Annotated in this window: 27 protein-coding genes, 1 tRNA gene and 1 pseudogene; 19 read left to right on the forward strand and 10 right to left on the reverse strand. The window is 70.8% G+C overall.

The window, feature by feature from the left end; translation table 11 throughout:
* The 3 genes and pseudogenes from JHN45_RS03720 to JHN45_RS03730 all read left to right on the forward strand — a co-directional run.
* Positions 1-214, forward strand: a pseudogene (locus JHN45_RS03720) (sugar ABC transporter ATP-binding protein); the annotation flags it as partial.
* A gap of 1 nt (position 215) precedes the next feature.
* A complete protein-coding gene (locus JHN45_RS03725) occupies positions 216-1124 on the forward strand; it encodes a sugar phosphate isomerase/epimerase (RefSeq protein ID WP_200714556.1) in 909 nt (302 codons plus the stop codon).
* Between the two features lie 70 nt (positions 1125-1194).
* Entirely contained in the window at positions 1195-2214 is a 1020-nt protein-coding gene (locus tag JHN45_RS03730; protein ID WP_200714570.1) for a Gfo/Idh/MocA family protein, read from the forward strand.
* Between the two features lie 79 nt (positions 2215-2293).
* Here the strand turns inward: JHN45_RS03730 and JHN45_RS03735 are convergent, their stop codons facing one another.
* From JHN45_RS03735 to JHN45_RS03750, 4 genes are read right to left on the reverse strand one after another with little or no spacing between them, the layout of a single operon-like run.
* Positions 2294-3316 carry a Gfo/Idh/MocA family protein gene (locus JHN45_RS03735; protein ID WP_200714557.1) on the reverse strand — a complete coding sequence of 341 codons (1023 nt, stop codon included), beginning with the start codon at positions 3314-3316 and terminating at the stop codon, positions 2294-2296.
* On the reverse strand, positions 3313-4317 hold the full coding sequence (locus JHN45_RS03740) for a Gfo/Idh/MocA family oxidoreductase (protein ID WP_019072704.1): 1005 nt from the start codon (positions 4315-4317) through the stop codon (positions 3313-3315). Before JHN45_RS03740 ends, JHN45_RS03735 begins: the two co-directional genes overlap by 4 nt.
* A gap of 49 nt (positions 4318-4366) precedes the next feature.
* Positions 4367-5134, reverse strand: a complete 768-nt coding sequence (locus JHN45_RS03745) for an SDR family oxidoreductase (protein WP_201047986.1) — start codon at positions 5132-5134, stop codon at positions 4367-4369.
* A 49-nt stretch (positions 5135-5183) separates the two neighbouring features.
* Positions 5184-6359 (reverse strand): phytanoyl-CoA dioxygenase family protein, encoded by a 1176-nt coding sequence (locus JHN45_RS03750; protein WP_201047987.1) that lies wholly within the window; start codon positions 6357-6359, stop codon positions 5184-5186.
* 107 nt (positions 6360-6466) lie between these two features.
* Between JHN45_RS03750 and JHN45_RS03755 the strand changes: the two genes are divergently transcribed.
* Positions 6467-7498, forward strand: a complete 1032-nt coding sequence (locus JHN45_RS03755) for a LacI family DNA-binding transcriptional regulator (RefSeq protein ID WP_200714560.1) — start codon at positions 6467-6469, stop codon at positions 7496-7498.
* Positions 7499-7514: 16 nt separating this feature from the next.
* On the opposite strand, the gene JHN45_RS03760 is transcribed toward JHN45_RS03755, so the two are convergent.
* On the reverse strand, positions 7515-7859 hold the full coding sequence (locus JHN45_RS03760; RefSeq protein WP_201047988.1) for a cupin domain-containing protein: 345 nt from the start codon (positions 7857-7859) through the stop codon (positions 7515-7517).
* Positions 7860-8033: 174 nt separating this feature from the next.
* On the opposite strand from JHN45_RS03760, the gene JHN45_RS03765 reads away from it, so the two are divergent.
* On the forward strand, positions 8034-8546 hold the full coding sequence (locus JHN45_RS03765) for a hypothetical protein (protein ID WP_200714562.1): 513 nt from the start codon (positions 8034-8036) through the stop codon (positions 8544-8546).
* Between the two features lie 38 nt (positions 8547-8584).
* Here JHN45_RS03765 and JHN45_RS03770 read toward each other — a convergent pair whose 3' ends face one another.
* Entirely contained in the window at positions 8585-10279 is a 1695-nt protein-coding gene (locus tag JHN45_RS03770; protein ID WP_201047989.1) for a helix-turn-helix domain-containing protein, read from the reverse strand.
* A gap of 161 nt (positions 10280-10440) precedes the next feature.
* Here JHN45_RS03770 and JHN45_RS03775 point away from each other — a divergent pair, with 161 nt between their 5' ends.
* Genes JHN45_RS03775 through JHN45_RS03785 form a run of 3 tightly spaced genes read left to right on the forward strand, consistent with a single transcriptional unit; the run spans position 10441 to position 14131 of the window.
* Positions 10441-12177: an FAD-dependent monooxygenase gene (locus tag JHN45_RS03775; RefSeq protein WP_201047990.1), complete on the forward strand. Its 1737-nt coding sequence runs from the start codon at positions 10441-10443 to the stop codon at positions 12175-12177.
* 26 nt (positions 12178-12203) lie between these two features.
* Positions 12204-13064 carry an intradiol ring-cleavage dioxygenase gene (locus tag JHN45_RS03780; protein ID WP_201047991.1) on the forward strand — a complete coding sequence of 287 codons (861 nt, stop codon included), beginning with the start codon at positions 12204-12206 and terminating at the stop codon, positions 13062-13064.
* Positions 13061-14131 (forward strand): maleylacetate reductase, encoded by a 1071-nt coding sequence (locus JHN45_RS03785; protein ID WP_201047992.1) that lies wholly within the window; start codon positions 13061-13063, stop codon positions 14129-14131. Before JHN45_RS03780 ends, JHN45_RS03785 begins: the two co-directional genes overlap by 4 nt.
* Here the strand turns inward: JHN45_RS03785 and JHN45_RS03790 are convergent, their stop codons facing one another.
* Entirely contained in the window at positions 14132-14710 is a 579-nt protein-coding gene (locus JHN45_RS03790; RefSeq protein ID WP_200714567.1) for a TetR/AcrR family transcriptional regulator, read from the reverse strand.
* 147 nt (positions 14711-14857) lie between these two features.
* Between JHN45_RS03790 and JHN45_RS03795 the strand changes: the two genes are divergently transcribed.
* The 8 genes from JHN45_RS03795 to JHN45_RS54620 all read left to right on the forward strand — a co-directional run bounded on the left by JHN45_RS03795 (position 14858) and on the right by JHN45_RS54620 (position 21799).
* Complete coding sequence (locus JHN45_RS03795) at positions 14858-16324, forward strand: MFS transporter (protein WP_201047993.1); 1467 nt, start codon at positions 14858-14860, stop codon at positions 16322-16324.
* A 26-nt stretch (positions 16325-16350) separates the two neighbouring features.
* Positions 16351-17115 (forward strand): NUDIX domain-containing protein, encoded by a 765-nt coding sequence (locus JHN45_RS03800; RefSeq protein ID WP_201047994.1) that lies wholly within the window; start codon positions 16351-16353, stop codon positions 17113-17115.
* 69 nt (positions 17116-17184) lie between these two features.
* Complete coding sequence (locus tag JHN45_RS03805) at positions 17185-18099, forward strand: YceI family protein (protein ID WP_201047995.1); 915 nt, start codon at positions 17185-17187, stop codon at positions 18097-18099.
* Between the two features lie 60 nt (positions 18100-18159).
* Positions 18160-18233 (forward strand) — tRNA-Pro (locus JHN45_RS03810).
* Positions 18234-18480: 247 nt separating this feature from the next.
* Positions 18481-19074, forward strand: a complete 594-nt coding sequence (locus JHN45_RS03815) for a hypothetical protein (RefSeq protein WP_201047996.1) — start codon at positions 18481-18483, stop codon at positions 19072-19074.
* Between the two features lie 5 nt (positions 19075-19079).
* Entirely contained in the window at positions 19080-19595 is a 516-nt protein-coding gene (locus JHN45_RS03820) for an SMI1/KNR4 family protein (protein WP_236583293.1), read from the forward strand.
* Positions 19596-19908: 313 nt separating this feature from the next.
* On the forward strand, positions 19909-21126 hold the full coding sequence (locus JHN45_RS54315) for a cytochrome P450 (RefSeq protein ID WP_201047998.1): 1218 nt from the start codon (positions 19909-19911) through the stop codon (positions 21124-21126).
* 184 nt (positions 21127-21310) lie between these two features.
* Entirely contained in the window at positions 21311-21799 is a 489-nt protein-coding gene (locus JHN45_RS54620) for a helix-turn-helix domain-containing protein (RefSeq protein ID WP_201047999.1), read from the forward strand.
* A 3-nt stretch (positions 21800-21802) separates the two neighbouring features.
* Here JHN45_RS54620 and JHN45_RS03835 read toward each other — a convergent pair whose 3' ends face one another.
* The gene (locus JHN45_RS03835) at positions 21803-22735 is read right to left on the reverse strand and encodes a M56 family metallopeptidase (RefSeq protein WP_201048000.1); all 933 of its coding nucleotides are present in this window, start codon (positions 22733-22735) and stop codon (positions 21803-21805) included.
* A 6-nt stretch (positions 22736-22741) separates the two neighbouring features.
* Positions 22742-23140 (reverse strand): BlaI/MecI/CopY family transcriptional regulator, encoded by a 399-nt coding sequence (locus JHN45_RS03840; protein WP_201048001.1) that lies wholly within the window; start codon positions 23138-23140, stop codon positions 22742-22744.
* Between the two features lie 162 nt (positions 23141-23302).
* On the opposite strand from JHN45_RS03840, the gene JHN45_RS03845 reads away from it, so the two are divergent.
* Together JHN45_RS03845 and JHN45_RS03850 are read left to right on the forward strand one after the other, a co-directional pair.
* On the forward strand, positions 23303-23878 hold the full coding sequence (locus JHN45_RS03845; RefSeq protein ID WP_200714024.1) for a TerD family protein: 576 nt from the start codon (positions 23303-23305) through the stop codon (positions 23876-23878).
* Between the two features lie 69 nt (positions 23879-23947).
* Positions 23948-24529 (forward strand): TerD family protein, encoded by a 582-nt coding sequence (locus JHN45_RS03850; RefSeq protein WP_201048002.1) that lies wholly within the window; start codon positions 23948-23950, stop codon positions 24527-24529.
* Between the two features lie 125 nt (positions 24530-24654).
* Here the strand turns inward: JHN45_RS03850 and JHN45_RS03855 are convergent, their stop codons facing one another.
* On the reverse strand, positions 24655-25314 hold the full coding sequence (locus tag JHN45_RS03855; RefSeq protein WP_200714026.1) for a zinc ribbon domain-containing protein: 660 nt from the start codon (positions 25312-25314) through the stop codon (positions 24655-24657).
* 173 nt (positions 25315-25487) lie between these two features.
* On the opposite strand from JHN45_RS03855, the gene JHN45_RS03860 reads away from it, so the two are divergent.
* The gene (locus JHN45_RS03860) at positions 25488-26171 is read left to right on the forward strand and encodes a lytic transglycosylase domain-containing protein (RefSeq protein ID WP_201048003.1); all 684 of its coding nucleotides are present in this window, start codon (positions 25488-25490) and stop codon (positions 26169-26171) included.
* Positions 26172-26325: the final 154 nt, after the last annotated feature.

A 26325-nucleotide genomic window follows, 5' to 3' on the forward strand; every position in this document is an offset into this window, starting at 1 on the left:
CCACTTCAGCGTCCTGCGCCTCGGCACGATGGAACTCTCCGCCGAGCGCAGCGAGATCACGCTGGAGGAGCTGACCAACCACATGGCGGGCGGTACCGAACTCGCCGCGCTCAAGCACGAGTTGTCCCAGGTCCGCGGCGTCGACGTCGAGGAACTCCCCGAGGCGACGGACCTCAAGGCCTCGGCGGGCAGCGCGCCCGAAGGGACGTCCTGACATGCCCGAGCGTCCCGTTCTGGACCGCATCCGGGTGGGCTCCGCCCCCGACTCCTGGGGCGTGTGGTTCCCCGACGACCCCCAACAGGTGCCGTGGGAACGGTTCCTGGACGAGGTCACCCAGGCCGGCTACTCGTGGATCGAGTTGGGTCCGTACGGCTATCTGCCGACCGACCCGGCCCGGCTCACGGACGAGATCGCCCAACGGGACCTGAAGGTCTCCGCGGGTACGGTCTTCACCGGCCTGCACCGCGGCCCCTCCGTCTGGGACGCCACCTGGGAGCACGTGAGCCAAGTGGCCGCGCTCACCCAGGCGATGGGCGCGCAGCACCTGGTCGTCATCCCCTCCTTCTGGCGGGACGACAAGACCGCCGAGATCCTGGAGCCGCCGGAGCTGACCGGCGAGCAGTGGGCGCACCTCACCAAGGGCATGGAACGCCTCGGGCACGAGGTCAAGGAGGCGTACGGGCTCGACATCGTCGTCCACCCGCACGCCGACACCCACCTCGACACCGAGGACCACGTCGAGCACTTCCTCGACTCGACCGACTCCGAACTGGTCAACCTCTGCCTGGACACGGGGCATTACGCCTACTGCGGCGGCGACAGCGTCAAGCTGATCGAGACCTACGGCGAGCGCATCGGCTATCTGCACCTCAAGCAGGTCGACCCGGAGATCCTCGCCGACGTCGTCAAGAACGAGATCCCGTTCGGACCGGCCGTGCAGCGCGGCGTGATGTGCGAACCGCCCTCCGGCGTACCGGAGTTGGAGCCGGTGCTGGTCGCGGCGCAGCGATTGGGCGTCGAGCTGTTCGCGATCGTCGAGCAGGACATGTACCCGTGCGAGCCGGACAAGCCGCTGCCCATCGCGGAGCGCACCCGCAAGTTCCTCCGCTCCTGCGGTGCCTGACGAACGTGAGCGACGCGAGCAACGTGAGCAACGTGACGACCCTGACGAGCCGAAAGGACGGCCGATGGCCATGAACCCGCGCGACACGCTCGGAGTGGCAGTGGTCGGAACCGGAAAGATGGGGGCGGACCACGTCCGCCGGATCGAGCACGTGGTCAACGGCGCCCGGGTGAGCGCCGTCGTGGACGTCGACGCCGAGCGCGCCAAACGGATCGCGTCCGGCATCGACGGCTGCGCCGCGTACACCGACCCGGCCGCCGCGATGGCGGCGGCCGACGTCGACGCGGTACTCATCGCCTCACCGGGGCCCGCCCACGAGGCGGCCCTGCTGGCGGCCTTCGAGCACGACCTCCCGGTCCTGTGCGAGAAGCCGCTCACCCCCGACGCGGCCTCCGCGCTGCGCGTCCTGGAGGCCGAGGTGCGCCTCGGCCACCGCCGGGTCCAGGTCGGCTTCATGCGGCGCTACGACGCCGAGTACATGAAGCTCAAGTCCCTCCTGGAAACAGGCCAGTTGGGCCGACCGCTGATGCTGCACAACCGGCACCGCAACGCGGCCAGCCCGCCCTTCTTCACCAGCTCCATGCTGATCAGCGACTCCGTGGCCCACGAGACCGACGCGACCCGTTGGCTCCTCGGCCACGAGATCACGGCCGTCCAGGTACTGCGCCCGCGCCCCTCGGCGAGCGCCCCGGACGACCTCCAGGACCCGCAGTTCGTCGTCTTCGAGACCGACGGCGGCGCGATCGTCGACGTCGAGATGTTCGTCAACTGCGGCTTCGGCTACCAGGTCCAGGCCGAGATCGTCTGCGAACGCGGCACCGCCCGCATCGGCGACGGCCACGCCATGGTCACCAACATGGCCGGCCGCTGGGGTGGCACCATCGCCCAGGACTTCACCGAACGCTTCACCGACGCCTATGACCGCGAGCTCCAGACCTGGATCGACGCCACCCGCCAAGGCGAGACCACCGGCCCGACCGCGTGGGACGGCTACGCGGCCGCGGCCGTGTGCGAGGCGGGGGTACGGGCGTTGGAGGAGGGCGTGCGGGTGGAGGTGGAACTGGTGGAGCGGCCCGCGTTGTACCGGTGAGCACTCCTCGACCTTCAGGACCATGCGGAACGCCCGGACGAAACCGTCCGGGCGTCGCTGCGTCTGGGGCGAGGTAGGTCTACCGCAGAACCGACACCCGAGGCCGCGGCTCGAACCCCGCCGCCCGGTAGGCCTCGTCGATGAGGGTCATCGTCGCGACCGCGTCGTCCGGGCCCAGTGGGAGGGGTGCGCCGTTTCTCAACCGGGCGGCGAACGCCTCCAGTTGGTAGGTGTACGAGGAGCGGCGGCCCAGCCGCTCCGTGCGTTCGCCGTCCGTCGTGCGGACCACGACCCGGTCGTCCAGGTGGGGGAGGACGAAGTTCGGTGCGAACGCCTCGCCGCGGCTGCCGGTGATCCGGCAGCTCATCACCATCTCGTCGTAGGCCATGTGGCAGCGGGCGGAGCCCGTCGCGCCGCTGGGGAAGGCCAGGTCGGCGTCCAGCCATTCGTCGACTCCGGGGGCGCCCGCGCGTTCGCCGGCCTTGGCCGAGACGAGCCGGGGTGCGCCGCCGGCCCAGGGGGCCAGCATGCGCTGGGCGTGCAGGCTGTAGCAGCCCAGGTCCATGACGGCGCCGCCGGCCAGGTCGAGCGACCAGCGCGGGTCGGTGTCCGGCGGGGCCGGGATCGCCACGAGGGTCTCGACGTGCCTCAGCTCGCCGAGTTCGCCGGAGGCGAGCAGCTCGTGCAGGCGGCGGGTGACCGGGTGGAAGAGGTAGTGGAAGGCCTCCATGAAGACCGTCCCCGACCTCGCCGCGGCCTCGCGGACCTCGGCCGCCTCCTGCGCGTTGCTCGCCGAGGGCTTCTCCGACAGGACGTGCTTGCCCGCCTCCAGCGCGGCGAGGTTCCACGGCCCGTGCAGACCGTTGGCGAGCGGGTTGTAGACGACCTCCACCTCGGGGTCGGCGATCAGGTCGGCGTACGAGTCGACGACCCGCTCGACGCGGTGCGCGGCGGCGTACGCCTTCGCCCGGTCCCGGTCGCGGGCGGCCACCGCGACGAGGCGGTGGCCGGTCGTCCGGGCCGGGCCGATCAGGGAGTTCTCGGTGATCCGAGCGGCTCCCAGTACTCCGATGCGCAGTGGTTCCCGGCCCGGACCGCTCATGCTTCGCGTACCTCCTGGATGGTGACGGGGCGGTGCTCGTGCAGCGACAGGGTGCAGGCGTCGGCGATCCAGCCGGCCTCCAGCGCGTCGGCGACGGTGCAGGGGGAGGTGCGGGTGCCGGCCACGACCTCGGTGAACGCGGTGAGTTCGGCGCGGTAGGCGGCGGTGAAGCGGTCCATGAAGAAGTCGTGCGGGACGCCCGCCGGGAAGGTCACGCCGGGCTCGACGGAGCGCAGCGGCAGCTTGTCCTCCAGGCCGACCGCGATGGAGTCCGTGAAGCCGTGGATCTCCATGCGGACGTCGTAACCCCGGGCGTTGTGGCGGGAGTTGGAGACCACCGCGATGGTGCCGTCGTCCAGGGTGAGGATGGCGCCGGTGGTGTCGGCGTCGCCCGCCTCCTTGATGTACTCGGCGCCCCGGTTGCCGCCGACCGCGTACACCTCGACGACCTCACGGCCGGTGACCCAGCGGATGATGTCGAAGTCGTGCACGGAACAGTCGCGGAAGATGCCCCCGGACGCGGCGATGTACGCGGCGGGCGGCGGCGCCGGGTCCAGCGTGGTCGACCGTACGGTGTGCAGCTTGCCCAGCTCGCCGGACTGCACGGCGGCGCGCGCGTTGACGAAGCCGGTGTCGAAGCGGCGGTTGTAGCCGATCTGGATCGGCACGTCGCTGCCCTCGACGGCCTTGAGGACCTGGACGCCCTCGGCCATCGTCTTGGCGACGGGCTTCTCGCAGAAGACGGGGATGCCCGCCTCGACGGCGGCCAGGATCAGGCCCGGGTGGGCGTCGGTCGCCGCGGCCACCACGACACCGTCGACCCCGGCGGCGAGCACGGCCTCGGGGGAGTCCGCGACCTCGGCGCCGAAGCGCTCGGCGGCCTTCTTGGCGGCCTCCGCGAACGGGTCGGCCACGACGAGGGACTCGACGACGTCGAGTCCGGAGAGGGTCTCGGCGTGGAAGGCGCCGATGCGGCCGAGGCCGAGGATTCCGATGCGCATGAGTGCTCTTGCTTTCTTGAGGGGTGCGGGTTGTTGCCGGTGGTGAAGGTCAGTCGAGGGCGCCCAGGACGTTCTGGTCCCAGTCGATCACCGAACCGGTGACCACGCCCGACCGGTCGGACAGCAGGAACACGACGAAGTCGGCGATCTCGTCCGGCTGGCCGAGCTTGCCCATCGGGAGCCGGGCCGCGGCCTGCTCCTGCCAGTCGTCGCCCGCGCCGTGGAAGGCGCGCTGGGTGGCGTCCTCGCCCTCGGTGTCGGTCCAGCCGATGTTGATCGTGTTGATCCGGATCCGGTCGAAGCGGTGTGCGTGCGCCGCGTTGCGGGTCAGCCCGGCGAGCCCGGCCTTGGCGGCGGAGTACGCGGCGAGGAAGGGCGGCCCGCCGTGGGCGCAGTTGGAGCCGATGCTGACGATCGTGCCCGGTGCCGTGCGCCCCACCATGTCGGCGACCGCCGCCTGCATCGCGAAGAACGGCGCCTTGAGGTTGATGGCGATGTGCTGGTCGAACAGTTCGGGCGTGGTGTCCAGCAGCGAGCCGCGTGATGTCAGCCCGGCCGCGTTGACGAGGCAGTCGATGCGCCCATGCGTCTCGACGGTCCGTACGACGCTGTCGCGCGCCCGCGCCGGATCGGCGAGGTCGGCCCGCACGAAGCGCGCACCCGTGTCCGCGGCGAGTTTCTCGCCCACCTCGGCCCGGCGGCCGGTGAACGACACCACCGCGCCCTCGCGCACCGCCGCCCGCACGATCGCGGCGCCGATGCCCTGACTGCCGCCGTTGACGAGAACGACCTTGTCGTCGAGAAGTCGAAGTCCCATGGTGTTCCTCAGCACTCGGTCCTCAGCACTTGGTCCTCAGTCCCCGGTCTCAGCTCTCGCGCCGCTCGGCGCCGGCCCGCAGCTCCCCGCGGAGCGCCTGCGGGGCCCATCCCTCACGCACCGCGCGGCGCACGATGTCGGCCTGCGAGGGCGGGGCGAGACCCTCGACGGGCGGGTCGTTGTCGAGGTTGGTGGGGAACGGATAGCCCTCGGCACTGGCCGCGATCACCGTGTCCAGCCACTCCTCGCCCACGCCCTCGACCTTCCGGCTGAGCAGCACCGGGAACACCGCGTTGCTGACGGCCTCGCGGTCCACCGTCTCCATCGCCCGCCCGAACGCGGAGGACACCTGGAGCAGGTTGGCCATGCGCTTCACGTCGGTGGTGCGGTTGGTGCCGGCCGCGTGGAACAGCGCCGGGTTGAAGAACGCGGCATCGCCCTTGGCGAGCGGGAGTTGGATGTGGTGGGCCTCGAAGTAGGCCTGGAACTCCGGGAGTCGCCACGCCAGATAGCCCGGCTCGAACTTCTGCGAGTGCGGCAGGTACATCGTCGGCCCCGACTCCACCGGCATGTCGCAGTGCGCGACCGCCCCTTGGAGGGTGAGCACGGGGGAGAGCCGGTGCACATGCGCCGGGTAGCCGGCGGCGGTCTCGTTGCCGAGGAACCCGAGGTGGTAGTCGCGGTGCACGGTCTGGGCCGCGCCGCCCGGGTGGACCACGTTGATCTGCGAGGTGACCTGGTAGCCGGGGCCGAGCCAGGCCTCGGACACCAGCGCCAGCATGTCGTTCGCGTAGTAGTCGGCGAAGGCTTCCGGGTCGTAGAGCGCGGCCTTCTCCAGGGCGTTCCACACCCGGTCGTTGGCCCCCGGCTTCGCGAAGTGGTCCCCGGCGCCCGCGCCGGAGGCGTGCTGCTCGGCGATCAGCGCGTCGAAGACCTCGGTCGTACGGTCCACCACCGACGCGTCGGGGAACGCGTTCCGCAGGACCACGATGCCGGGCCCCTCGGCGAACACCCGCACCAGCTCGGTCTGTACCTCGCGGCGCTCACCGGCCGCCACCGACTTGCGGAGCCGGTCGCTGTCGTAGACGAGGACGTCGCGCTCGACCGAGGACGCGTACGGGAAGTCGCCCAGGTCGGTCGGCTGCTCGACGAGGGTGCGGAAGGCGTCGAGATCGCAGTCCTGCTCGGTGAGCCAGGCGGGGCGTTCTGCGGATGTGAAGGACATCGTCGTCCCCTCGGGTCACGTGGTGGTGCGGTCCTGTCATTCTTGTCAGTACAAACCCTTCGAACAACCGGCAGCGTGCCATCAAAAACCCCTCAAGGAGACGACCGGTGGGCCACCCCTTCCCGATCAGGGAAATCGCACGTCAGGCGGGCCTCAGCGAGGCCACCGTGGACCGGGTGCTGAACGGCAGGGGCGGTGTCCGGGAGAGCACCGAGCGTGAGGTCAGGCAGGCCATCGCCGATCTCGACCGGCAGCGCACCCAGGTCCGGCTGGTCGGCCGTACGTTCATGATCGACATCGTGATGCAGACGCCCGAGCGGTTCTCCACGGCCGTACGGGTGGCGCTGGAGGCGGAACTGCCCGATCTGCACCCGGCCGTCGTGCGCTCCCGCTTCCACTTCCGGGAGACCGCGCCGGTGAAGGAACTCGTCGGAACGCTGGACCGGATCGCCCGGCGCGGCTCGCAGGGCGTCATCCTCAAGGCGCCGGACGTCCCCGAGATCACCGCGGCCGTCGGCCGGCTCGTCACCGCCGGTATCCCGGTCGTCACCCTGGTCACCGACCTGCCCGCGAGCGCCCGCCTCGCCTACGTCGGCATCGACAACCGGGCGGCCGGAGCCACCGCCGCCTACCTGATGGGCCAGTGGCTCGGCGACCGCCCCGGCAACGTCCTCACCAGCCTGAGCAGCGGCTTCTTCCGCAACGAGGAGGAGCGCGAGATGGGCTTCCGCAGCACCATGCGCGCCCGCTACCCGGACCGGTCCCTCGTCGAGATCACCGAGGGCCACGGCCTGGACGCCACCCAGTACGAGCTGGTCCGGGCCGCCCTGAAGCGCGACCCGGACATCCGCGCGGTCTACTCGATCGGCGGCGGCAACATCGCGACCCTGCGCGCCTTCGCCGACCTGGGCCGCGAGTGCGCCGTGTTCGTCGCGCACGACCTCGACCACGACAACACCAGGCTGCTGCACGAGCAGCGGCTGTCGGCCGTCCTCCACCACGACCTGCGCCAGGACGTCCGCGAGGCCTGCCGCATCGTGATGCGCGCCCACGACGCGCTGCCGCCCGCCGGACCGACCCTGCCGTCCGCGATCCAGGTCGTCACGCCCTACAACATGCCGGTGGCGGCGGCCCGTTGAGGATCGACAGCGTTCGTCAGAGGTTGATCGCGTACGCCTTGCGCAGCGTCTCGTGCACGGTCCACGTCGTACGGTCGCCCTCGCGCAGCACGGCCATGTCCCCGGGACCGACCCTCAGGGTCTCACCGCCCTCGACCTCGATGGTCGCCGAGCCGCTGATCACCACGAACAGCTCGTCCGCCTCCGTGTCGGTGACCACCCCCGGGGTGATCTGCCAGATCCCGCGGATCCGCCGCCCGTCCTCGGACTCCCACACCACCTTCCCGGTCACCTCGGGCGTACCGGAGACGATCTGCGCCGGGTCCAGCGGCTCGGGTTCGAGCTCGGCGTCGGGGATGAGGACAACGAAACTGTGCGTCATGCCGCGACCCTAGCCCGGCCGGCCACGCCCCGGGCGTGGACACTGTGTGGGGTATCGGCCCAGGTCGGAGGACACTTCGTCGCGGAGTGGCGGGGAGACCGGGCCCGGGTGATCGTGGAGGGGAACCGTCCCCGTACACTCGCGATCCCTGTACGCCTGCGAAGAGGGCAGCCCATGGCGGACACCACGACGGCCGTCCCCGAGCCGCACCGGCACGAGACCCGGGAGAACATCCTCTTCGGAGGCGTCTACGGCGCCGTCCTCGCCTGCTCGATGGTCGCCGCGCTCACCCAGTACGGCCACACCGACCAGGCCAGCCGCCGCTACGACGCCCTGTGGCTGCTGGTGACCGCCGGCGCCTCGGCGCTGGCCCACGGGTACGCCCACTACATCGCCGAGCGCGCCCCGCACCGCCGCTGGGACGCCCTGCGCACCCTGCGCGACGAGTGGCCGCTGGTCGCCGCCGCGGTGCCCACCGTGCTGCTGCTGGCCGGGGCGGGCTGGGGCTGGTGGCCCGCGAACGGCGTCGAGTACGCGGCCTTCGTCCTCAACATCGCGCTGCTGTTCGCCCTCGGCCTGGTCACCGCCCGCTGGTCGGCGCGGAGTTGGGCGGTGGCCGTGGCGATCGGGGCGGTGGACGCGCTGCTCGGTGTGGTCGTGGTGGTGGCGAACGCCCTGATCAAATAGGCCGGTTCAGTGTCGGACGGGCCCGGTCGATCTGCTGCTCACGAGACGCCCTGGTACCCGCGCAGCTTGCGGTACAGGGTTGCACGTCCGATGCCCAGCGCGGCGGCCGCCCGCGCCTTGTTGCCGCCGTGCCGGCGCAACGCGGCCAGGATCGCGGTGCGTTCGGCGTGCTCCATCGGGCTGAGCCGCCGGGCCGCGGGGCCCTCCCGGACGGGGTCGGGCAGTTCGGCCCGCCGCACCGGACCGGTGACCCGCCGGTGCTCCGCCAACGCCCGTACGACATGCGCGAGTTCGGTGACGTTCCCGGGCCACGGATGCTCCTCCAGGGCCCGCAGCGCGTCCAGCGTCCAGCTCAGCGGCGGCTGTCCCGGGGCCGGCCGGGGAGCCAGGACCGGCAGCAACTCCCGTACGTCCTCACGGCGTTCCCGCAGCGCGGGAAGGGCGACCGACCGGGCGGCCAGGGTGTCGAGGAGGCGTTGGAAGCAGGGGCCCGGGGGAGTGCCGGGCGTGTAGGTGACCAGCAGATGCACCTCCGGGTGTTCTTCGAGCAGGGAGTTGAGCGCGGCGACGTCGGGCTGGGCCAGCCGTTCGGCGTGCCGCAGGAGCAGGGGGCGGCCGTCGGCCAACTCGCTGTACTTCACGCCCAGTTCCGGTGACTCGGCGGCGTCGGCGACCAACGGCACGGTCTCGCCGAGCAGTTCACGGGCCAGCGCGGTCTTGCCGGTGCCGCGCTCGCCGGTCAGCAGCAGCGGCTCCGGGACCCGGGCCAGCTCGACCGCCCGCGCGACCGCGTGCCGCCACGGCACCGAGCCGCCCGCGAGCGCCAGTGCGGGGCGGGGCGACGGACGCGGCACGTCAGCGGCGCGCGCCGCGAGGACGGCCACGATCCCCAGGACGCGGCCCTCGTGCCGTACCGGAGTGATCTCGGCGGTGCACCCGGCGCCCTCGGGGAGCGGCACGCCATAAGGCGGCTCCCCGGTGCTCGCGCGTTCCAGGGCGGTCAGTACCTGGGGGGTGGCGAGGCGGACGGCGGCCTCGCTGATCAGGCGGTTGCGGCCGTCGAGGGCGACGACCGCGCGGCCGGGGCCGTGCGTGGCGCGGGTGTAGGCGTCGAGGAGCACCCGTTCGGCCGTACGGGAGCGGGCGAGGAGTTCCGCCTCCACCGCGGCGGCCGCGGCCTCCGCGAGGGCGGCACCGGGATGCGGGCCGCAGCCGGCGCACAGGCCGGACGCGACCGTCACCGTGCCGAGCGCCTGCCCGGTCTCCGGGGCGAACAGCGGCACGCTGACCGCGGACACGTCCTGCCACAGGTCGAGGAAGTGCTCGGGGCCGTGCACCTCGGCCCGGCTCCGGGTGCGCAGGGCGAGGGCCGCGCTGTTGTGGCCGACCTCCCGCTCGGACAGATCGCGGCACCGGTCGCCGCCGGGCACCTCGCCCGCCGTCCACACCACCCGCAGCCGCTCGTCGGTCAGCAGCAGCGCCGAGTGGCCGCCGAGGGTCGGCGCGACGCGCTCCAGCACCGGCCGCGCCGCCTCCAACAGGGCTGATTCAAGGGGCGGTTCGGGATCCTGGACCGGTCCATCGAGGTCATGTCGTACGCCGAAGAAGCGGGCGCGCCGCCACGCGGCGAGAACCTCGTCCGGGACGCCGTCGGGCAGCGGGCGGCCGGTCAGGAACCGCTCGCGAGCCTGGCGCAGCGGGGCGAGGGCGGGGGAGTGCTCCACGATGGTCATGACGCCTCACACCGTATCGGGCCCCTGACGGCGGCCGCCGCGGGGCTGTAACTGTCTCGTAATGAGACACCCGGGCGTGTTCCGCCCGCATGATGATCGTGAAGAGTCGGTGCCTTTCTCACCCCAGTCTCAACCTGCCTCACCCCCTGGAGCGTCCCGCCGTGCACGTTGTCGAGACCGACGTACTGATCGTGGGCAGCGGCCCGGCCGGTGCCGCCGCCGCGCTGGCGCTGAGCACCTACGGCGTCCCCCACATCGTCGTCACCCGCTACTCGCGCCTCACCAGGACGCCCCGCGCGCACATCACCAACCAGCGCACCATGGAGGTCCTGCGCGACCTCGGTGTCGAGGACGAGGTGCTGGCCAAGGCGACCCCGCAGAACCTGATGGGCAACACCACGTTCTGCACCAGCCTCGCCGGTGAGGAGCTGGGCCGGATCCGCTCCTGGGGCAACGACCCGCTCGTGCAGGCCGCGCACGACCTGGCCAGCCCGACCCGCATGTGCGACATGCCGCAGCACCTGATGGAGCCGGTGCTGATCGACGCGGCGCTCGCGCGCGGCTCGAACGTCCGCTTCAGCACGGTCTACAAGTCCTTCGAGCAGGACGAGGACGGTGTGACGGTCACCGTCGAGGACCGGCTGCGCGGCGACGAGTACCAGATCCGCGCCAAGTACCTCATCGGCGCCGACGGCGGCCGTTCCCAGGTCGCCGAGGACGCCGGGCTGCCGATGGGCGGTCAGATGGGGGTCGCGGGCAGCATCAACATCGTCTTCGAGGCGGACCTCACGAAGTACACCGCCCACCGGCCCTCCACCCTCTACTGGGTGCTCGCCCCGGGGGCCAACGTCGGCGGCATCGGCGCGGGCCTGGTGCGCTGTGTCAGCCCCTGGAACGAGTGGCTGATCGTGTGGGGCTACGACGTGAGCGCCGGCGCCCCCGACCTCACCGAGGAGTACGCGCTGTCCGTCGTACGGCAGTTGGTCGGCGACGACGACATCCCCGTGACCATCAAGTCTTCCTCCGCGTGGACGGTCAACGAGATGTACGCCGAGACCTACGCCAACGGCCGTGTTCTGTGCGCCGGTGACGCCGTGCACCGCCACCCGCCGTCCAACGGGCTCGGCTCCAACACCTCGATCCAGGACGCCTACAACGTGGCCTGGAAGCTGAAGCTGGTCCTCGACGGCACCGCCACGCCGAAGCTCCTCGACACCTACGACGCCGAACGCGCGCCGGTCGGCAAGCAGATCGTCACCCGCGCCAACAAGTCGATCGGCGAGACCGCCCCGATCTTCGAGGCGCTCGACGGACTCTCCCCGCAGACCCCCGAGCAGCTGTGGGCCAACATCGCCGCCCGCAAGGACGCCACCGAGGCCGCGGAGAAGCAACGGGCCGCGCTGCGCGAGGCGATCGCGTACAAGGTCTACGAGTTCAACGCGCACGGCGTCGACCTCAACCAGCGCTACACGTCCGACGCGATCGTCCCCGACGGCACCCCCGACCCCGGCTTCGACCGCGACCGCGAGCTGCACCACCAGCCCAGTTCCCGCCCCGGCGCCAAGCTCCCGCACGCCTGGATCACCTCCGGCACCCGCACCGTCTCGACCCTGGACACGGTCGGCAAGGGCCGCTTCACCCTCCTCACCGGCATCGGCGGCGAGCGGTGGCTGCGCGCGGCCGGATCCCAGCCCCTCGACATCGCCACGGTCGTCATCGGCCCCGGCCAACAGTACGAGGACCCGTACGGCGACTGGGCCCGCCTCAGCGAGATCGCCGACGGGGGCGCCCTGCTCGTCCGCCCCGACGGCTACGTCGCCTTCCGCCACGCCGACGCGGCCGAGAACGCCGAACAGTTGCTCACGGAAGCGCTGCGCCGCATCCTCGGGCACGGCTGACATTTCGCACTGGTTAGGGAGTTGGCATGACCACCCACGTCACCGTCACGGACGAGGCCGTCGCGAGTCTGCGGGACACCGCCGACCCGCGCCTGCACGAACTGATGTCGGGCCTGATCCGGCATCTGCACGCGTTCGCGCAGGAGACCCGCCTCACCCAGGCGGAATGGGAGCGGGCGATCCGCTTTCTGACGGAGACCGGCCAGGCCTGCACGGACACCCGGCAGGAGTTCATCCTCCTGTCGGACGTGCTCGGCCTGTCCATGCTGGTGGAGACCATCAACGGCGACCGGGTCGACGGATCCACCGAGTCGACGGTCCTCGGCCCCTTCCACATGACCGAGTCGCCGGTCCGCGAACTCGGCGCGAACATCGACCTGTTGGGCGGCGGCGAGCCCTGCGTGGTCAGCGGCCGTGTCGTGTCGCAGGACGGCACCCCGCTCCCCGGCGCCCTCCTCGACGTGTGGCAGGCCGACGGCAACGGCTTCTACGACGTGCAGCAGCCGGACGTCCAACCCCCGGGCAACGGACGGGGGTTGTTCACCGCGGACGCCGAGGGCCGCTTCTGGTTCCGCACCTGTGTGCCGAGCCCGTACCCCATCCCCACGGACGGCCCGGTCGGCGACCTCCTCAGGGCGACCGGCCGCCACCCCTACCGCCCAGCCCACATCCACTTCATCGCCTCGGCCGACGGCCACGCCCCCGTCACCACGCACATCTTCGTCGCGGGCAGCGACTACCTCGACTCCGACGCCGTCTTCGCCGTCAAGCAGAGCCTGGTCGCGGACTTCGCCCCGACCGACGACCCGTCCCTGGCACGGGAGTTCGGCATCGCCAACCCCTTCCGGCACGCGCAGTTCGACCTCGTACTGGAGCAGAGCGCGTGAAGGACTTCCTCGACTTCGCCTACGACGCTCAGCCCATGCGGGTCGTCTTCCGTCCCGGCGCCGCGCTGACCGCGACCGCGGGTGAGGCCGAACGGCTCGGCCTGCGACGGGTGTTGGTGCTCTCTGGGGCCCGTGGCGCCGACACCGCGCAGGCGGTTGCCGACTCGCTGGGCGAGGTGTGCGTCGGGGTGCACGCCGAGGCGAAGATGCACGTCCCGGTCGAAGTGGCCGACCGTGCCGTCGAGTTGGCGCGCTCGCTGGGCGCCGACGGCTGCGTCGCGGTCGGCGGCGGTTCGTCGATCGGCCTCGGCAAGGCCATCGCCCTGCGCACCGGCCTCCCGCTGATCGCCGTGCCCTCCACCTACTCCGGCTCGGAGATGACCCCGGTCTGGGGCCTCACCGAACACGGCGCCAAACGCACCGGCCGCGACCCCGCCGTCCTGCCCCGCAGCGTCGTCTACGACCCGGAGCTGACCCTCGGACTCCCCGTCCCGCTCACGGTGACCAGCGCCGTCAACGCCACCGCGCACGCGGTCGAGGCCCTGTACGCCCCGGACGGCTCGCCGCTGATCGCGCTGATGGCACAGGAGGGCGTACGGGCGATGGCGGGCGCCCTGCCCGAACTGGCCGCCGAACCAAGGTCGTTGGAAGCCCGGGGCCGCGCCCTGTACGGGGCGTGGCTCTGCGGCTCCTGCCTCGGCGCGACCACCATGGGCCTGCATCACAAGCTGTGCCATGTCCTCGGCGGCACCTTCGGCCTCCCGCACGCGGAGACCCACACGGTCGTGCTGCCGTACGCGCTGGCGTACAACGCGCCCGCCGCACCGGAGGCGGCGGCCGCCGTGGCCCGTGCGCTGGACGCCCCGGTCGCCCCGACTGCCCTGTGGGAGCTGGCCGGACGGCTCGGCGCCCCGCGCTCGCTCGCCGAACTCGGCCTGAAGGAGAGCGACTTGGCGACGGCCGCCGCGCAGGCGGTGAGCCAGGCGTACGCCAACCCGCGGCCGGTCACCGAGGAGGGCGTACTCGCCCTGCTGCGGGCGGCCTACGAGGGAACCGCCCCCGTGTAGTCAGCGGTTGGTGCGGACGCCGTCCAGCGCGATGACCAGGACGCGGTCGCGCTGGGCGTCGTCCACGAACGTCGTACCGGTGACCCCGGCCACCAGGCGCAGGAGATCACCGAAGTCCATGTCGGTACGGGCCACGCCCGCCTTCTGCGCGCGCTCGAACAGCGGGCCGCCCGCGGAGAACATCGACTCGCGGCAGGTCCCGAAGATCTCCGAGTCGTTCTCCAGCGCCTGGCGTACCGCCTGCTTGGTCACCATGTAGCCCGCGAAACGGTTCAGCCACGACATCAGGGCTTCCCACGGCTCCTGGTCGGCGACGGACAGGGCGACCTGGCACAGGGCGTTGACCTCGTCCGCGTAGACGCTCTCGAAGAGGGCCCGGCGGGTCGGGAAGTTGCGGTAGAGGGTGGCGATGCCGACACCGGCGCGTCTGGCGATGTCCTCCAGCGAGGCTTCCGCGCCGTGCTCCGCGAAGGCCTCGCGGGCGGCGGCCAGCAGGGCGTCGTAGTTGCGGGCGGCGTCCTTGCGGTGGGGGCGCTGGGCCGCGACGATTTCGCTGACGGGGAACGGCGTGGCCGTCACTGGTGCCTCCCGGGCGGACTGGGTTGAACCGGAGGGGTGCCTCCGTTATGGTGGAGGGGTACCTCCACTTTAGCAGTGGTGGGTGCGTACCGCCGTGGACGTGTGCGTGCGGACGCGCCCTGCCTGCTTGTTTCGGAGAGGCTCTCCATGCCCCGCACATCCACCACCCGCCTCACCTTCGCGGTCCTCGCGACGGGAGCGGGCGTCTTCTCCATGCTGCAGTCGCTGATCGCGCCGGCCCTGCCGACCGTCCAGCACGCGCTGCACACCTCCCAGTCCACCGCGACCTGGGTGATGACGGCCTATCTGCTGTCCGCCTCGGTCTTCACCCCCATACTCGGCCGCGTCGGCGACCTCGTCGGCAAGAAGCGCACGCTCGTCGCCGTCCTCCTGGCCGTCCTGGCCGGCTGTCTGGTCGCCGCGCTCGCGCCCAACATCGGCGTACTGATCGTCGCCCGGGTCGTCCAGGGCATCGGCGGCGCGCTGTTCCCGCTCTCCTTCGGCATCATCCGCGACGAGTTCGACGCGTCCCAAGTCCCCGGCAGCATCAGCAACTTGTCCGCCGTGATCGCCGCGGGCGGCGGTGTCGGCATGGTGGCCGCCGGACCCATCGTGTCCGCGCTCGACTACCGCTGGCTGTTCTGGTTCCCCGTCGGCATCGTCGCCGCCACCACCCTCATCGCCCTGCGCTACGTCCCCGAGTCGCCCAGCCGCGCCGACGGACGTGTCAACTGGTCCGGCGCCGTGCTCCTTTCGGGCTGGCTGGTCGCCCTGCTGCTGCCGCTGAGCCAGGCCGGCAGCTGGGGCTGGGGCTCCCTGCGGGTCGTCGGACTGTTCGCCGCGGCCGTCGTGCTCTTCGCGGCCTGGCTGTTCTCGGAGGCCCGCTCCCGCAGCCCGCTCATCGACCTCAAGGTGATGCGCCTGCCCTCCGTGTGGACCACCAACACCGCCGCGCTGCTCTTCGGCGCGGGCATGTACTCGATCTGGTCCTTCCTGCCCGGCTTCGTCCAGACCCCCTCCTCGGCCGGCTACGGCTTCGGCGCCAGCGTCACCGCGTCCGGACTCCTCATGCTGCCCATGCTGATCGCGATGTTCGTCTCCGGCGTCCTCAGCGGCCGACTGGAACCCGTCGTCGGCGCCAAGGCGCTGCTCACCACGGGTGCCGCACTCGGCGCGGTCGCCTGCGGGATCCTCGCCCTCTGGCACGACCAGCAGTGGCAGATCGCCCTCGTCGCGGGCATCTTCGGATTCGGCATCGGACTCGCCTTCGCCTCCATGGCCAACCTCATCGTCGGCAGCGTCCCGCCCGAGCAGACCGGCGCCGCGACCGGCATGAACGCCAACATCCGCACCATCGGCGGCTCCATCGGCGCCGCGGTGACCAGCGTCCTGGTCACCGGGCACCTCCAGGCATCCGGCCTGCCGTACGACTCCGGGTACACCCACGGATTCGCGGTGCTGGCGGTGCTGCTCCTCGGCGCCGCGCTGGCCGCGCTCCTGGTGCCGGCGCGCCGGTCCGGCCGGGGCGGCGGAACGACCGTCGGCGGCTCCGAGTCGGCGCTCCTGAAGGCGGAGGAGGAAGCGTCGGTGATGGCTCCCGGCGCCCTCAACTGACCCGGCAGGTGTGCCAGCATGAGCCGATGATCGAACAGAGCGCGCGACGCCCCGGCGCCGAACTCCTGGACGTCCACCGGCTCAGGCTCGTCGAATCCGCCGCTCCTCGGCTCACCCCCGAGGAGCGGCTCGCCATGGACCGGGTCTGGGACGAACGGGTGCGCGCCAACCCGAGTTTCTTCGACGGGCCGGTCCTGGTGTGCGCGGGCGCGGAGCGGGAGGGGCCGTACGAACTGGTCATCTCCTGGGTGCGGACGACGTACCGCCACTTCGCCCTGCGCCGGGTCCCGTTCTCCACCTCATGGCTGCCGTCCTTCTTCGTCTCCGTCCTCCAACCGGCCGACGACGGACGCCTGTTGGTCGGCCGCATGTCCAACTCCACGGCGGCGCCCGGCCGTTGGCAGCTACCGGGCGGCTCGCTAGAACCACCCGAGGGCGACGAGCCGCTCGACATGAAGGCCCTGCAGCGCCATGCCGCACGGGAGTTGATCGAGGAGACCGGCATCGAGGCCCGGCCCGAGGACCTCACCTTCTGGAACGTCACCCGCGCCGGGAACGGCGGTATCGGCGTCCTCTTCCGCGCGCCGTCGCTCCCGGGGACCGAAGTGCGCGCGCGGCACGAGGAGATGGCGGCGGCGGAGCGGGCCCGGTACCGCGAACCGGAACTGGACGCCATCGCCCTGATCCACTCAACGGCCCAACTCCCGCTCCTCGTGGGCCCGCACGCGGACTACCTGGAGCCGATCGTCCGCCGCTACGCGGAAGGCGACGGAACGGGTGTCTCGATATGAGACACCCACAATGGTGACGAAGCCTTCAGGATCGGCGGAGCACGACCGCTGTGAAGAAAGGTGATCACCATGGCCCTCGCACTGCTCAGGCGCTGGCTGCCCCAGGGCGCCTCCGCCCCGGCGGCGGGCCTCTCGCTCCCCCTCCCGCCCGGCGCCGGCGGCCTCGGCCGAGAGATCGTCGACCCGGTCGGCGCGCCCATGGCGTCCGCCGACGTCACCGTGACGGCCCTGGACTCCCACCGCGTCGCCGCCTCCGGTACGACCGACCCGTACGGCTTCTTCCTCGCCGCGCTGCCGCCCGGACGCTACAGCCTCCTCGTCTCGGCCCAGGGACTCCAGCCGCACCAGGAGACGGTGGAGATCGCCGCCGGAACCGCCGCGCCCACCGAACGCGTATGGCTCCAGCCCGGCCGCGCCCAGGAACTCCCGCCGCCCGGCACCTGGCTCTTCGACCCGCCGCACACCGCGATCCGCTTCATCGCCAAGCATGTCGGCATGGCGCATGTGCACGGCAGGTTCGAACGCTTCCAGGGCGGCATCCAGATCGCCCAGGACGTGGCCGAGTCCAAGGTCCACGTCCGCATCGACGCGTCCAGCATCACCACCGGCAACACCACGCGCGACAACCATCTGCGCTCCGGTGACTTCCTCGACGTGGAGCGCTACCCGTACATCGACTTCACCAGCACGAGGTTCGCGTACCGCGGCGGCAGCAAGTGGACCCTGCAGGGTTCCCTGACGATGCACGGCGTGAGCCGCTCGGTGAACCTGGACACCACCTACCTGGGCACCGTCAACGGCGGCTACGCGGAGGAACTCCGCTGCGCGGCCCTCGCCACGGCCGAACTGCACCGCGAGGACTACACGTTGAACTGGCGCAGCATGCTCGCCCGGGGCATCGCCGTCGTCGGCCCCACCGTCCAGCTGGAACTGGACATCCAGGCGATGTACCGCACCCACGACACCCCGACGCCGCCGAAGTGACCTTGCGCATGCGGTAAGGTTTACCTGCGCGTTCACCCGACCGACCGGGTGGGGCGCGACCGGGACGTGGCGCAGCTTGGTAGCGCACTTGACTGGGGGTCAAGGGGTCGCAGGTTCAAATCCTGTCGTCCCGACGGTGCGAAGGGTCTTCACGGGCGAGAGCCTGTGGGGGCCCTTTTCGCGTGGGTCGTTTCCGATCCGTCACCTCACCGAGGCCCTCCATCACCGAGACGGTGGGACTCGATCCAAGCCGGTCGATCAACGCCTGCCACCTCACTACAACAGCGGGGCCGCCGGTCTTTCGGCCGGCATGACGGTGTACAACACCTACGGATCATCCGGGGTGAACCTGGGTGACGTGATCAAGTGACGGAGACTCCCGTGCAACAGCCTCCCGACCACGCCGGTCCGCTGGCCCGTCTCGCTTCCCTGGCCGGCCCCCCGAGCGCAGGAGGAGACGTACTGGACTGGAACGGCCTGTCCGGGCGCTACCCGCGTGGGTTCCCCGACGACTACAAGGAGTTCATGCGCGTCTACGGGCAGGGCCTATTCGATGATTTCCTCGGGGTGGTTCCGCCTGTGAGCGAGGTGTATCCCAACGATCCCGGCGCCAATGTCGAGGGCATCACAGTGACTGCCGAGCTGACAGGGGAGGAGGAAGACTACGACGCGCCCGAACTGCTTGTCGGTTGGGGTTATACCGCCGAGGCGGACTTGCTGTGCTGGCGGGCGGATTCACCGGATCCCGACGAGTGGGGGACGGTGATCTGGCGTCGGCAGTGGGCGGTGCCCGAGTGCTGGTCGCACTTCGACTGCGGCATGGTCGAACTGCTCCGTCGCTTCGCGGCCCGGGAGATCAGCGAGGACTGGACTCTCGACGACCTTTGCTATGCGGGGTCGCGTTTCTTTCACGACCGCGACGTCAGGCGCTCCATACAACTCCGGATCGATCTCTGGGACACCGAAGCGAGGTGATGGCAATGCTTGCAGAGATCCGGGATTTGTTGGGCGAACCCGAATTCAACTGGACGGATCCGGCGCCCTGGATCGAAATGGAGTGGGAGTTCGGAGTCGAATTCCCGGCAGACTTCCGTGAGATCGTGGATGCCTACGGTTCGGTCCAGATCAACAATCAGCTGTATCTGAAGCACCCCGCCGGCCATCTTCTGCACAACCTGGGAGAGTCGATCAGGGGGGATCTCGAGCTCTGGCGCGAGGAAGACATGGTGGAGTACCTGCCCGGTCCGGCGGGGGCGAACCCCGGTGAGTTGATGCCGATCGCGTTGGCCAAGACGGGGGAATGGGTTTTCCTCCGCGTCCCGGACGGCTCCTCGTCACCCTGGCGCGTCGTGGTGGCGGAGCTCGACAGTCCGGCCTGGACACTGCACGAGATGACGTTCGGCGAATGGTTGGTGGCTTACCTCAGGGGTGAGGACGTGACGATGTGTTCTCGTAACTTCGCTCCCGGTCGCCCGTTCTTCGAATCGCTGAGCTGAACCGCGAGTGCCGGCAGACCGGATCGCACTTGGACCGCGATGCGGAACATGGCGAGGGCGAGCCGCACGAACGTGGTGGTGCAGCGCTACCGCCTGCCCGTGTCGGGGGATCTTCCGACGTGCTCGGCCATGTGTGCGGAGTGCCCGACAGGTTCTTGGTCTGACTCGCCGGTCCGGGAACAGTCCGGATCTTGGTCGTAGGCGGTTCGGAAGCGTCGGAGCCTTGCGCATCACGCTGAATCTCTCGAGGATCGGCGGAGTTGACGCTCCATCAGATAGATCCGGCAAGCATCCACCTGGGAGGAGTTCCACGGTGCCGGACACGACCGAGACACCCGACGGCGAGGTCACGTTCCCGTTCCCGCCTGGACCTCATGGCGGCCCGCCCGGAGCGTACGAGAGCAGACGGCGTGGCTGCCCACTGGCGCCCGTGGTACTGCCCAGCGGCGACGAAGTCCTCCTGGCCACCACCTACGACGATGTGCGAGAGGTCTACGCGGACCCGCGCTTCAGCCGGAACCTGCGTTACGCCGGCGCTCCGCGCATGCTGCCTGACGCCGACTTCTCCGACGATCCGAACGCTCTGGTCAACATGGACCCGCCGGATCACACCCGGCTTCGGCGCATGGTGCAGGCGGCGTTCACTCCCCGGAGGGCGGAGAGCTGGCGGCCCCGGATCCAGGCTGTCGCGGACCAACTGCTCACGGAGATGCGTGCCGGGTCGCGTCCGGCGGACCTGATGGCGGCCTTCGCCTTTCCGCTGCCGATCAACATCATCTGCGAACTGCTCGGTGTCCCGGCCGAGGACAGTCCGTACTTCCGCAGCTGGTCGGACATGTTCCTGTCCACCAGCACCGCTTCCGCACCGCAGCGCTCCAAGGCCGCCACGGAGTTCACCGCCTACGTCGATACCCTCATCGCCGCGCGCCGCGGGAATCCGGGCGAGGATCTGCTCGACGACCTCATCGACGCGCACGACGCGAACGACCGGCTCAGCGCGGACGAACTGGCCCGCATGGTACGAGGGTTGATCGTCGCGGGCCACGAGACCACCGGCAACGTCATCGGCCGTGGCATCCTCACTCTCCTGCGACACCCGAACCAACTCACCGCAGTCCGCCACGATCCAGCACTCGTGCCCACTGCCGTGGAAGAGATCGTCCGCATGGAAGTCCCGGGCTACGGAGGCCTGTTGCGAGTGGCGACCGAGAGTGTGGCGCTTCCCTCGGGGGCCACCGTCGAACAAGGTCAGGGCGTTCTCGCCCCTGTCGTGGCCGCGAATTTCGATCCGCGGCACTTTCCCGACCCCGGTACATTCGATATCCATCGCGCCGACGACAAACACCTCGCCTTCGGCCACGGCCCTCACTACTGTCTCGGAGCCAACCTCGCTCGCGTGGAGTTGCAAGTGGCCATCGGCACGGTGATTCGCGAATTTCCCACTCTCGCCCTTGTGGGCACAGCGGAGGAACTCGCGTGGACCAACGGAAGCCGGGTCTGTGGCCTTTCGCGTCTCCCCGTCACCTGGTAGCGGAGAACCTGTCCGCGCCGGTTCAGGGCTCATGGCTTCGGAGCCGTACGGGCGGCGTTCGTAGCCGTGGGCGAGGCACCGGCCGTGACAGTGTCGGCGTTCCTCACTTCGCCCCTCGGCCGGGCGGACCTGAGCGCGCAGTGTCTCGGCAATTGCCGCGCTGATCACCTGGTCGCGGCTCGGCATGGCGAAGCCACCGCCATGGCTGTCGAGTTGGGGCAAGGGGTCGCGAAGAGCGCGCGGACGAGATCCCCGAGGAGCAGACCTGGCTGGGTGGAACCTTGTCGGGCTGTCTCACGCGTGCGTAGCGTGGGTCGTGACCTGGTGCCTGGGAGGTGTCGACAGGGCGACGCCGGTGAAAGGGCTGACCGGCCAGGGCAGAGTGCGGACGGTGTGCGCGGTGGACGCAGGCCGGGCCGTGCCGTTGGAGACGCTGATGAGGCGTGTGTGGGGTGAGGATCCGCCGGAGGGGTCGCGCTCCGCGCTGTACGCGCATGTGGCCCGTATCCGGCGGGTGTTGGCGGCCACCGGGGCCGTTCGTACGCCGCGCCTGCTGCGGCGCAACGGCGGGTACGTGCTGGACACCGACTCCGAAGAGGTGGACCTCCACCGGTTTTCCTTGCCGGAAACCTGTCGGAATCTTGCTGCCTGTGGGCCGCCATCGCGGGCGTGATCCCTACAGCGGCGTCGCCGCGTGCAGCAGGAGCAGCAGGGTCACCGCCGAGTTCGCCGAGAACGTCGCGGACAGGGCCGCCCCCGCCGCGGCGCTCCACAGTGCCAGGCCCACGGCGGTGAACAGCGGCGGCCAGGTGCGGGCCGGCGGCGCCGGTGCCAGCAGTGCGGCGACGCGGCGGGGGAGCGGGCCCGGCGCCGCGAGGCCCGCGAGCGTCGGTCCCGGTGTGCCGCGTGGGACGAGTGCCGCCTTGCCGATTGCGCGGGCCACGGCCCTGCGGCTGCCGACACGGTGGGCGGCCTCCTCGTCCGCCCAGCGCTCGGCGACGTAGGAGACGGCCGTGCGCAGTGGCAGCAGGAACGGGTTGGCCTGCGCGGCCAGTTGAGTGATCAGCAGGTGGCGGTGGTGCCGGGCGGCGAGGTGCGCCCGTTCATGCGCGAACAGGGCTCGGCGCTCCTGGGTGTCCAGGCGGTCGAGCATGGCGGTGGACACGACGATCCGGTCGCGTGGACCGGCGGGCAGGGCATAGGCGTACGGCTCGGCGTCGGGGAGGACCGCGACCGGGGTGTCGCGCAGGCCGGTGAGCGCCGCGTGAGCCCGCCGCCGTACGCGGAAATGACGCCACAGGGTTCGGCCGCAGCCTGCAACCACCCCCAGAAGCAGGGGAATTGCGGCTTGCCCCGCGATCTCGTCCTGGGGCACGCTCTCCCGTACCTCGGGGTCCGACCAGCCGTCCGGCAGGGGATTGCCGGGGAGTTGGGCGGTGCCGACCACCATCAGCAGGCCCAGGCACAGGGTGCTGCACAGGGCCATGACGGCGGCCACGACGCTCAGCAGGGTCGTGGCGGCGCGCGGGTGCAGACGCTGGGTGGCGAGGTGGGCGATCGGCCAGGCCGTCAACGGCAGGAGCAGCGGCAGGAGGACGAAGACACCCACGGGACGTCAGCCCGCCGACTCGTCGGGCGTGTCGGCCGCCTGGTCCAGCAGGGCGCGCAGCAGTTGTTCGTCGTCCTCGGGCAGGGCGGTGATGAAGCTGGCCAGTACGGCCCTGCGGTCCTGCTCGCGATCGAGCACCTTGCGCATCTTCAGCGCGGCGAGCCCCGCCTCGTCCGCGGCGGGCGACCAGACGAACGAGCGGCCCTCCCGCCTGCGGGTCACGGCCTGCTTCTCCAGCAGTCGGATCAGTACGGTCATCACGGTCGTGTAGGCGAGATCGGCGTCCAGGTGCTCTTGCACCCAGGCCGCGGTCACCGGCGTCCCGGCGGTGTGCAGGACGGTGAGCACCTGCGTCTCCAGCGCGCCCTGTGCCCGGCGCGGGGGGCGCGGATCCGGCTTCGCCACGTTCCGTTCTCCTCCTGCCGCTGCGGGGTCGCGATCGTCTCATCGTAGCGACGCGGCACCGGCCGGCCGTGCCGCCCTCCCACAGATTTCTACACTGTTGTAGATTCTAGTGCGGGTCCGTGCCTCGGACCCGGATCGTCGGCATGTGTGGAGGGACGAGTCATGGGTGTTTCCCTGTCCAAGGGCGGCAACGTTTCGCTGAGCAAGGAGGCGCCGGGTCTTACGGCGGTGCTGGTGGGCCTCGGCTGGGACGTGCGCACCACGACCGGCGCGGACTTCGACCTGGACGCCTCCGCGCTGCTGCTCGACGCGTCGGGCAAGGTCCCCTCCGACCAGCACTTCGTCTTCTACAACAACCTCAAGAGCCCCGAGGGTTCGGTGGAACACACCGGCGACAACCTCACCGGTGAGGGCGAGGGTGACGACGAGTCCCTCAAGGTGGACCTCGCCGCCGTACCGGCCGAGGTCGACAAGATCGTCTTCCCCGTCTCGATCCACGACGCCGACTCCCGCGGACAGAGCTTCGGACAGGTCCGCAACGCCTTCATCCGCGTCGTCAACCAGGCCGGCGGCGCCGAACTCGCCCGCTACGACCTGTCCGAGGACGCGTCGACCGAGACCGCCATGGTCTTCGGCGAGCTCTACCGCAACGGCGCGGAGTGGAAGTTCCGTGCGGTGGGGCAGGGTTACGCCGCCGGTCTTGCCGGCATCGCCGCCGACTTCGGGGTCGGCGTCTGAGGAGTCCGCCCGCAGCGCCCCCGACTCCTCGTCCAGCAGCTCGCCGAGCGGCAGAAAGAGAGACCGCGCATGTCCGTCAACCTGGGCAAGGGCCAGCAGGTCAGCCTCAGCAAGTCCGACGGCAGTGCCCTGACGTCCGTACGCATGGGGCTGGGCTGGCAGGCCGCGCCCCGCAAGGGATTCCTGGCCAAGCTGACCGGTCCCCGCGAGATCGACCTGGACGCCTCGGCCCTGCTCTTCGTCGGCCGGGAGTCGGCCGACGTCGTCTACTTCCAGCATCTGACGAGCGACGACGGTTCCGTCCGCCACACCGGGGACAACCTGGTCGGCGGCGCCGGAGGCGGTGACGACGAGACGATCCTGGTGGACCTCGCCCGCGTCCCCGTCCACATCGACCAGATCGTCTTCACGGTCAACTCCTTCACCGGACAGACCTTCGCCGAGGTGCAGAACGCCTTCTGCCGGCTGATCGACGAGACCACCGGACAGGAACTGGCCCGCTACACGCTCAGCGGCGGTGGCACCTACACGGCCCAGATCATGGCAAAGCTTTACCGGGCAGGCGGCGGCTGGCAGTTGAAGGCGATCGGCGAACCCGCGGCCGGCCGCACCTTCCAGGACCTGCTGCCCGCCGTGGCCGCCCATCTGTGACCGCTCCCGGCCCGTGCCGAGCGGCACGGGCCGGGAATCGGGAGCGCCGGCGTACTTCGCCCCCGCGAACTGCGAACTGCGGTGCTTCAGCGCGGACTTGGGCGTCCGCAACACCGCCGACCGCGCTACCGCCGCGTGCCGCACCCCGGGCAGAACGCCGCGCCGTCCGGCACCACGGCGGAGCAGGACGTACACGCGTTTGACTGGGCCAGGTGATAGCCGCAGCCGGAGCAGAAGGCGGCCCCGTGCGTCTCGGTGCGGCACTGCGGGCACACCAACTGCCGTGGTGTGGAGGGGTCGTAGGTCTGGCCTGCCTGCTGGCCCGCGGCGTACGCCCGCTGGGACGCCATGTCGTTGAGACCGCGCTGCTGGGCCGCCATGGCCTCGGCCGCGGTGTCCGGCGCGCAGCGCAGACACAGGCCCTGCGCCGCGTTCCAGCAGCGTCCGCAGACGTAGTCGGTGCAGCGGGCACAGCGGTTGAAGTGCCCCTCCGCGTTGTCGATCGCCTGCTGGAAGGCGTGGTCGCGGGCCTGTCCCCAGCCGGCTCCCGCGAGCCCGTCGGCCGCGGAGGAGACGCCCCGGCCGGCGCTGCCCAGCAGGCTCCAGGCCACGTCGACGCCCTTGCCGAGCCAGGTGGCGGCCCGTTCACCGACGTACGCCTCGAACGGCGAACGCCAGGTGTCGTAGCAGCGGGCGCACGAGAACTCGAACTGGAAACCGGCCCCCGTTCCATTGCGCACGCACAGGTCACGGTAGTTGTTGCTGAAGTAGATCTCACCGCTCACGTGGTCCCCCCACAGTTCAGGCCGTCGGCACACTGCCGTATGACGCGAGCGGCAGAGTACTGGATCTCGTCAAATTCCCGATGATGGGGGACATCTGCCCAGGGGAAGGGCTTGCGGTACGTTCGGGTTCCGGAAATGCACGCCGTCCTGAAAGAAGGCGGGAGGTGCGGGAGTTGGCCGAACCCCGGTCCCGGCGACGATGGCTCGCGCTCGTGGTCTTCGCGGTCGTCGTCTACGTCCTGGTGCGCGCGGCGGACACTCCGCAGGCCGCGACTCCGCAGCCCTCGACCGGGGCGCCCCGATCGGCCACGCCGGGCAACTCGGCCGGTCCCTCGGCCTCGGTCGGTCCTTCACCTCGGGCCACCACCTCGTCGTACGACCCCGCCGCCTACGCGTCCCAGGTCCGCACCCGGGCCCAACAGGCAGGTGTGAGCGCCCAGTTGGTGATGGCGATCCTCTACAACGAGGCGTACAAGCCGCACGACCCGGCCTTCGAGCGGGTCTGGCAGCGGTACAAGCCGGACGCGGCCTTCGGCATCGCGAACATGCATCGCGCGACCTTCGACGAGGTGAAGAAGGGCCGGGACTTCGCCGACCGGAGTTGGGACGAGCTCCCCGACGACCGCGACCTCGCCATCGAGGCCGAAGCCTGGTACCTGCACGACCTCGCCGCCCAACTGCCCACGGCCCGGCCGACATCCCTCAGCGAGGACGACCTCCTCGCCCTCGGCTACAACACCGGCGCGGGCAACATGCTCGCCTTCGCCCGCGGTACGACACCGGGCAGCCAGGCGCAGTCGTACCTGGACCGTTTGCACGCCAACTGGGCCAAGGCCGGGAAGGCCGTTGCCGGGTAGGGCAACAGGACCTCCCGCGTTCGGAGTTGGGGCCCCGGAGAGGGGAGGGCCCACCGGTGCGAACGATGACAGTTGCTATATTGCGCAATCATCCGGTCCGAGGGGTGCGCCCTGACGTGCGGGTCGGCCCGCTGGCGCCGCCCTTCGGGTCGGC

Origin of the sequence: Streptomyces sp. MBT53 (genome assembly GCF_016654115.1) — a bacterium.
Lineage (GTDB): Bacteria > Actinomycetota > Actinomycetes > Streptomycetales > Streptomycetaceae > Streptomyces.

What these genes read in the sequence shown, in the direction of transcription:
- JHN45_RS03820 (WP_236583293.1), top strand. Translation starts at nt 19,080, where the DNA reads ATGCTTGCAGAGATCCGGGATTTGTTGGGCGAACCCGAATTCAACTGG.
- JHN45_RS03800 (WP_201047994.1), top strand. Translation starts at nt 16,351, where the DNA reads ATGATCGAACAGAGCGCGCGACGCCCCGGCGCCGAACTCCTGGACGTC.
- JHN45_RS54620 (WP_201047999.1), top strand. Translation starts at nt 21,311, where the DNA reads ATGGCGAAGCCACCGCCATGGCTGTCGAGTTGGGGCAAGGGGTCGCGA.
- JHN45_RS03780 (WP_201047991.1), top strand. Translation starts at nt 12,204, where the DNA reads ATGACCACCCACGTCACCGTCACGGACGAGGCCGTCGCGAGTCTGCGG.
- JHN45_RS03805 (WP_201047995.1), top strand. Translation starts at nt 17,185, where the DNA reads ATGGCCCTCGCACTGCTCAGGCGCTGGCTGCCCCAGGGCGCCTCCGCC.
- JHN45_RS03750 (WP_201047987.1), bottom strand. Translation starts at nt 6,359, where the DNA reads ATGTCCTTCACATCCGCAGAACGCCCCGCCTGGCTCACCGAGCAGGAC.
- JHN45_RS03795 (WP_201047993.1), top strand. Translation starts at nt 14,858, where the DNA reads ATGCCCCGCACATCCACCACCCGCCTCACCTTCGCGGTCCTCGCGACG.
- JHN45_RS03760 (WP_201047988.1), bottom strand. Translation starts at nt 7,859, where the DNA reads ATGACGCACAGTTTCGTTGTCCTCATCCCCGACGCCGAGCTCGAACCC.
- JHN45_RS03765 (WP_200714562.1), top strand. Translation starts at nt 8,034, where the DNA reads ATGGCGGACACCACGACGGCCGTCCCCGAGCCGCACCGGCACGAGACC.
- JHN45_RS03725 (WP_200714556.1), top strand. Translation starts at nt 216, where the DNA reads ATGCCCGAGCGTCCCGTTCTGGACCGCATCCGGGTGGGCTCCGCCCCC.
- JHN45_RS03745 (WP_201047986.1), bottom strand. Translation starts at nt 5,134, where the DNA reads ATGGGACTTCGACTTCTCGACGACAAGGTCGTTCTCGTCAACGGCGGC.
- JHN45_RS03845 (WP_200714024.1), top strand. Translation starts at nt 23,303, where the DNA reads ATGGGTGTTTCCCTGTCCAAGGGCGGCAACGTTTCGCTGAGCAAGGAG.
- JHN45_RS03770 (WP_201047989.1), bottom strand. Translation starts at nt 10,279, where the DNA reads ATGACCATCGTGGAGCACTCCCCCGCCCTCGCCCCGCTGCGCCAGGCT.
- JHN45_RS03850 (WP_201048002.1), top strand. Translation starts at nt 23,948, where the DNA reads ATGTCCGTCAACCTGGGCAAGGGCCAGCAGGTCAGCCTCAGCAAGTCC.
- JHN45_RS03740 (WP_019072704.1), bottom strand. Translation starts at nt 4,317, where the DNA reads ATGCGCATCGGAATCCTCGGCCTCGGCCGCATCGGCGCCTTCCACGCC.
- JHN45_RS03735 (WP_200714557.1), bottom strand. Translation starts at nt 3,316, where the DNA reads ATGAGCGGTCCGGGCCGGGAACCACTGCGCATCGGAGTACTGGGAGCC.
- JHN45_RS03730 (WP_200714570.1), top strand. Translation starts at nt 1,195, where the DNA reads ATGAACCCGCGCGACACGCTCGGAGTGGCAGTGGTCGGAACCGGAAAG.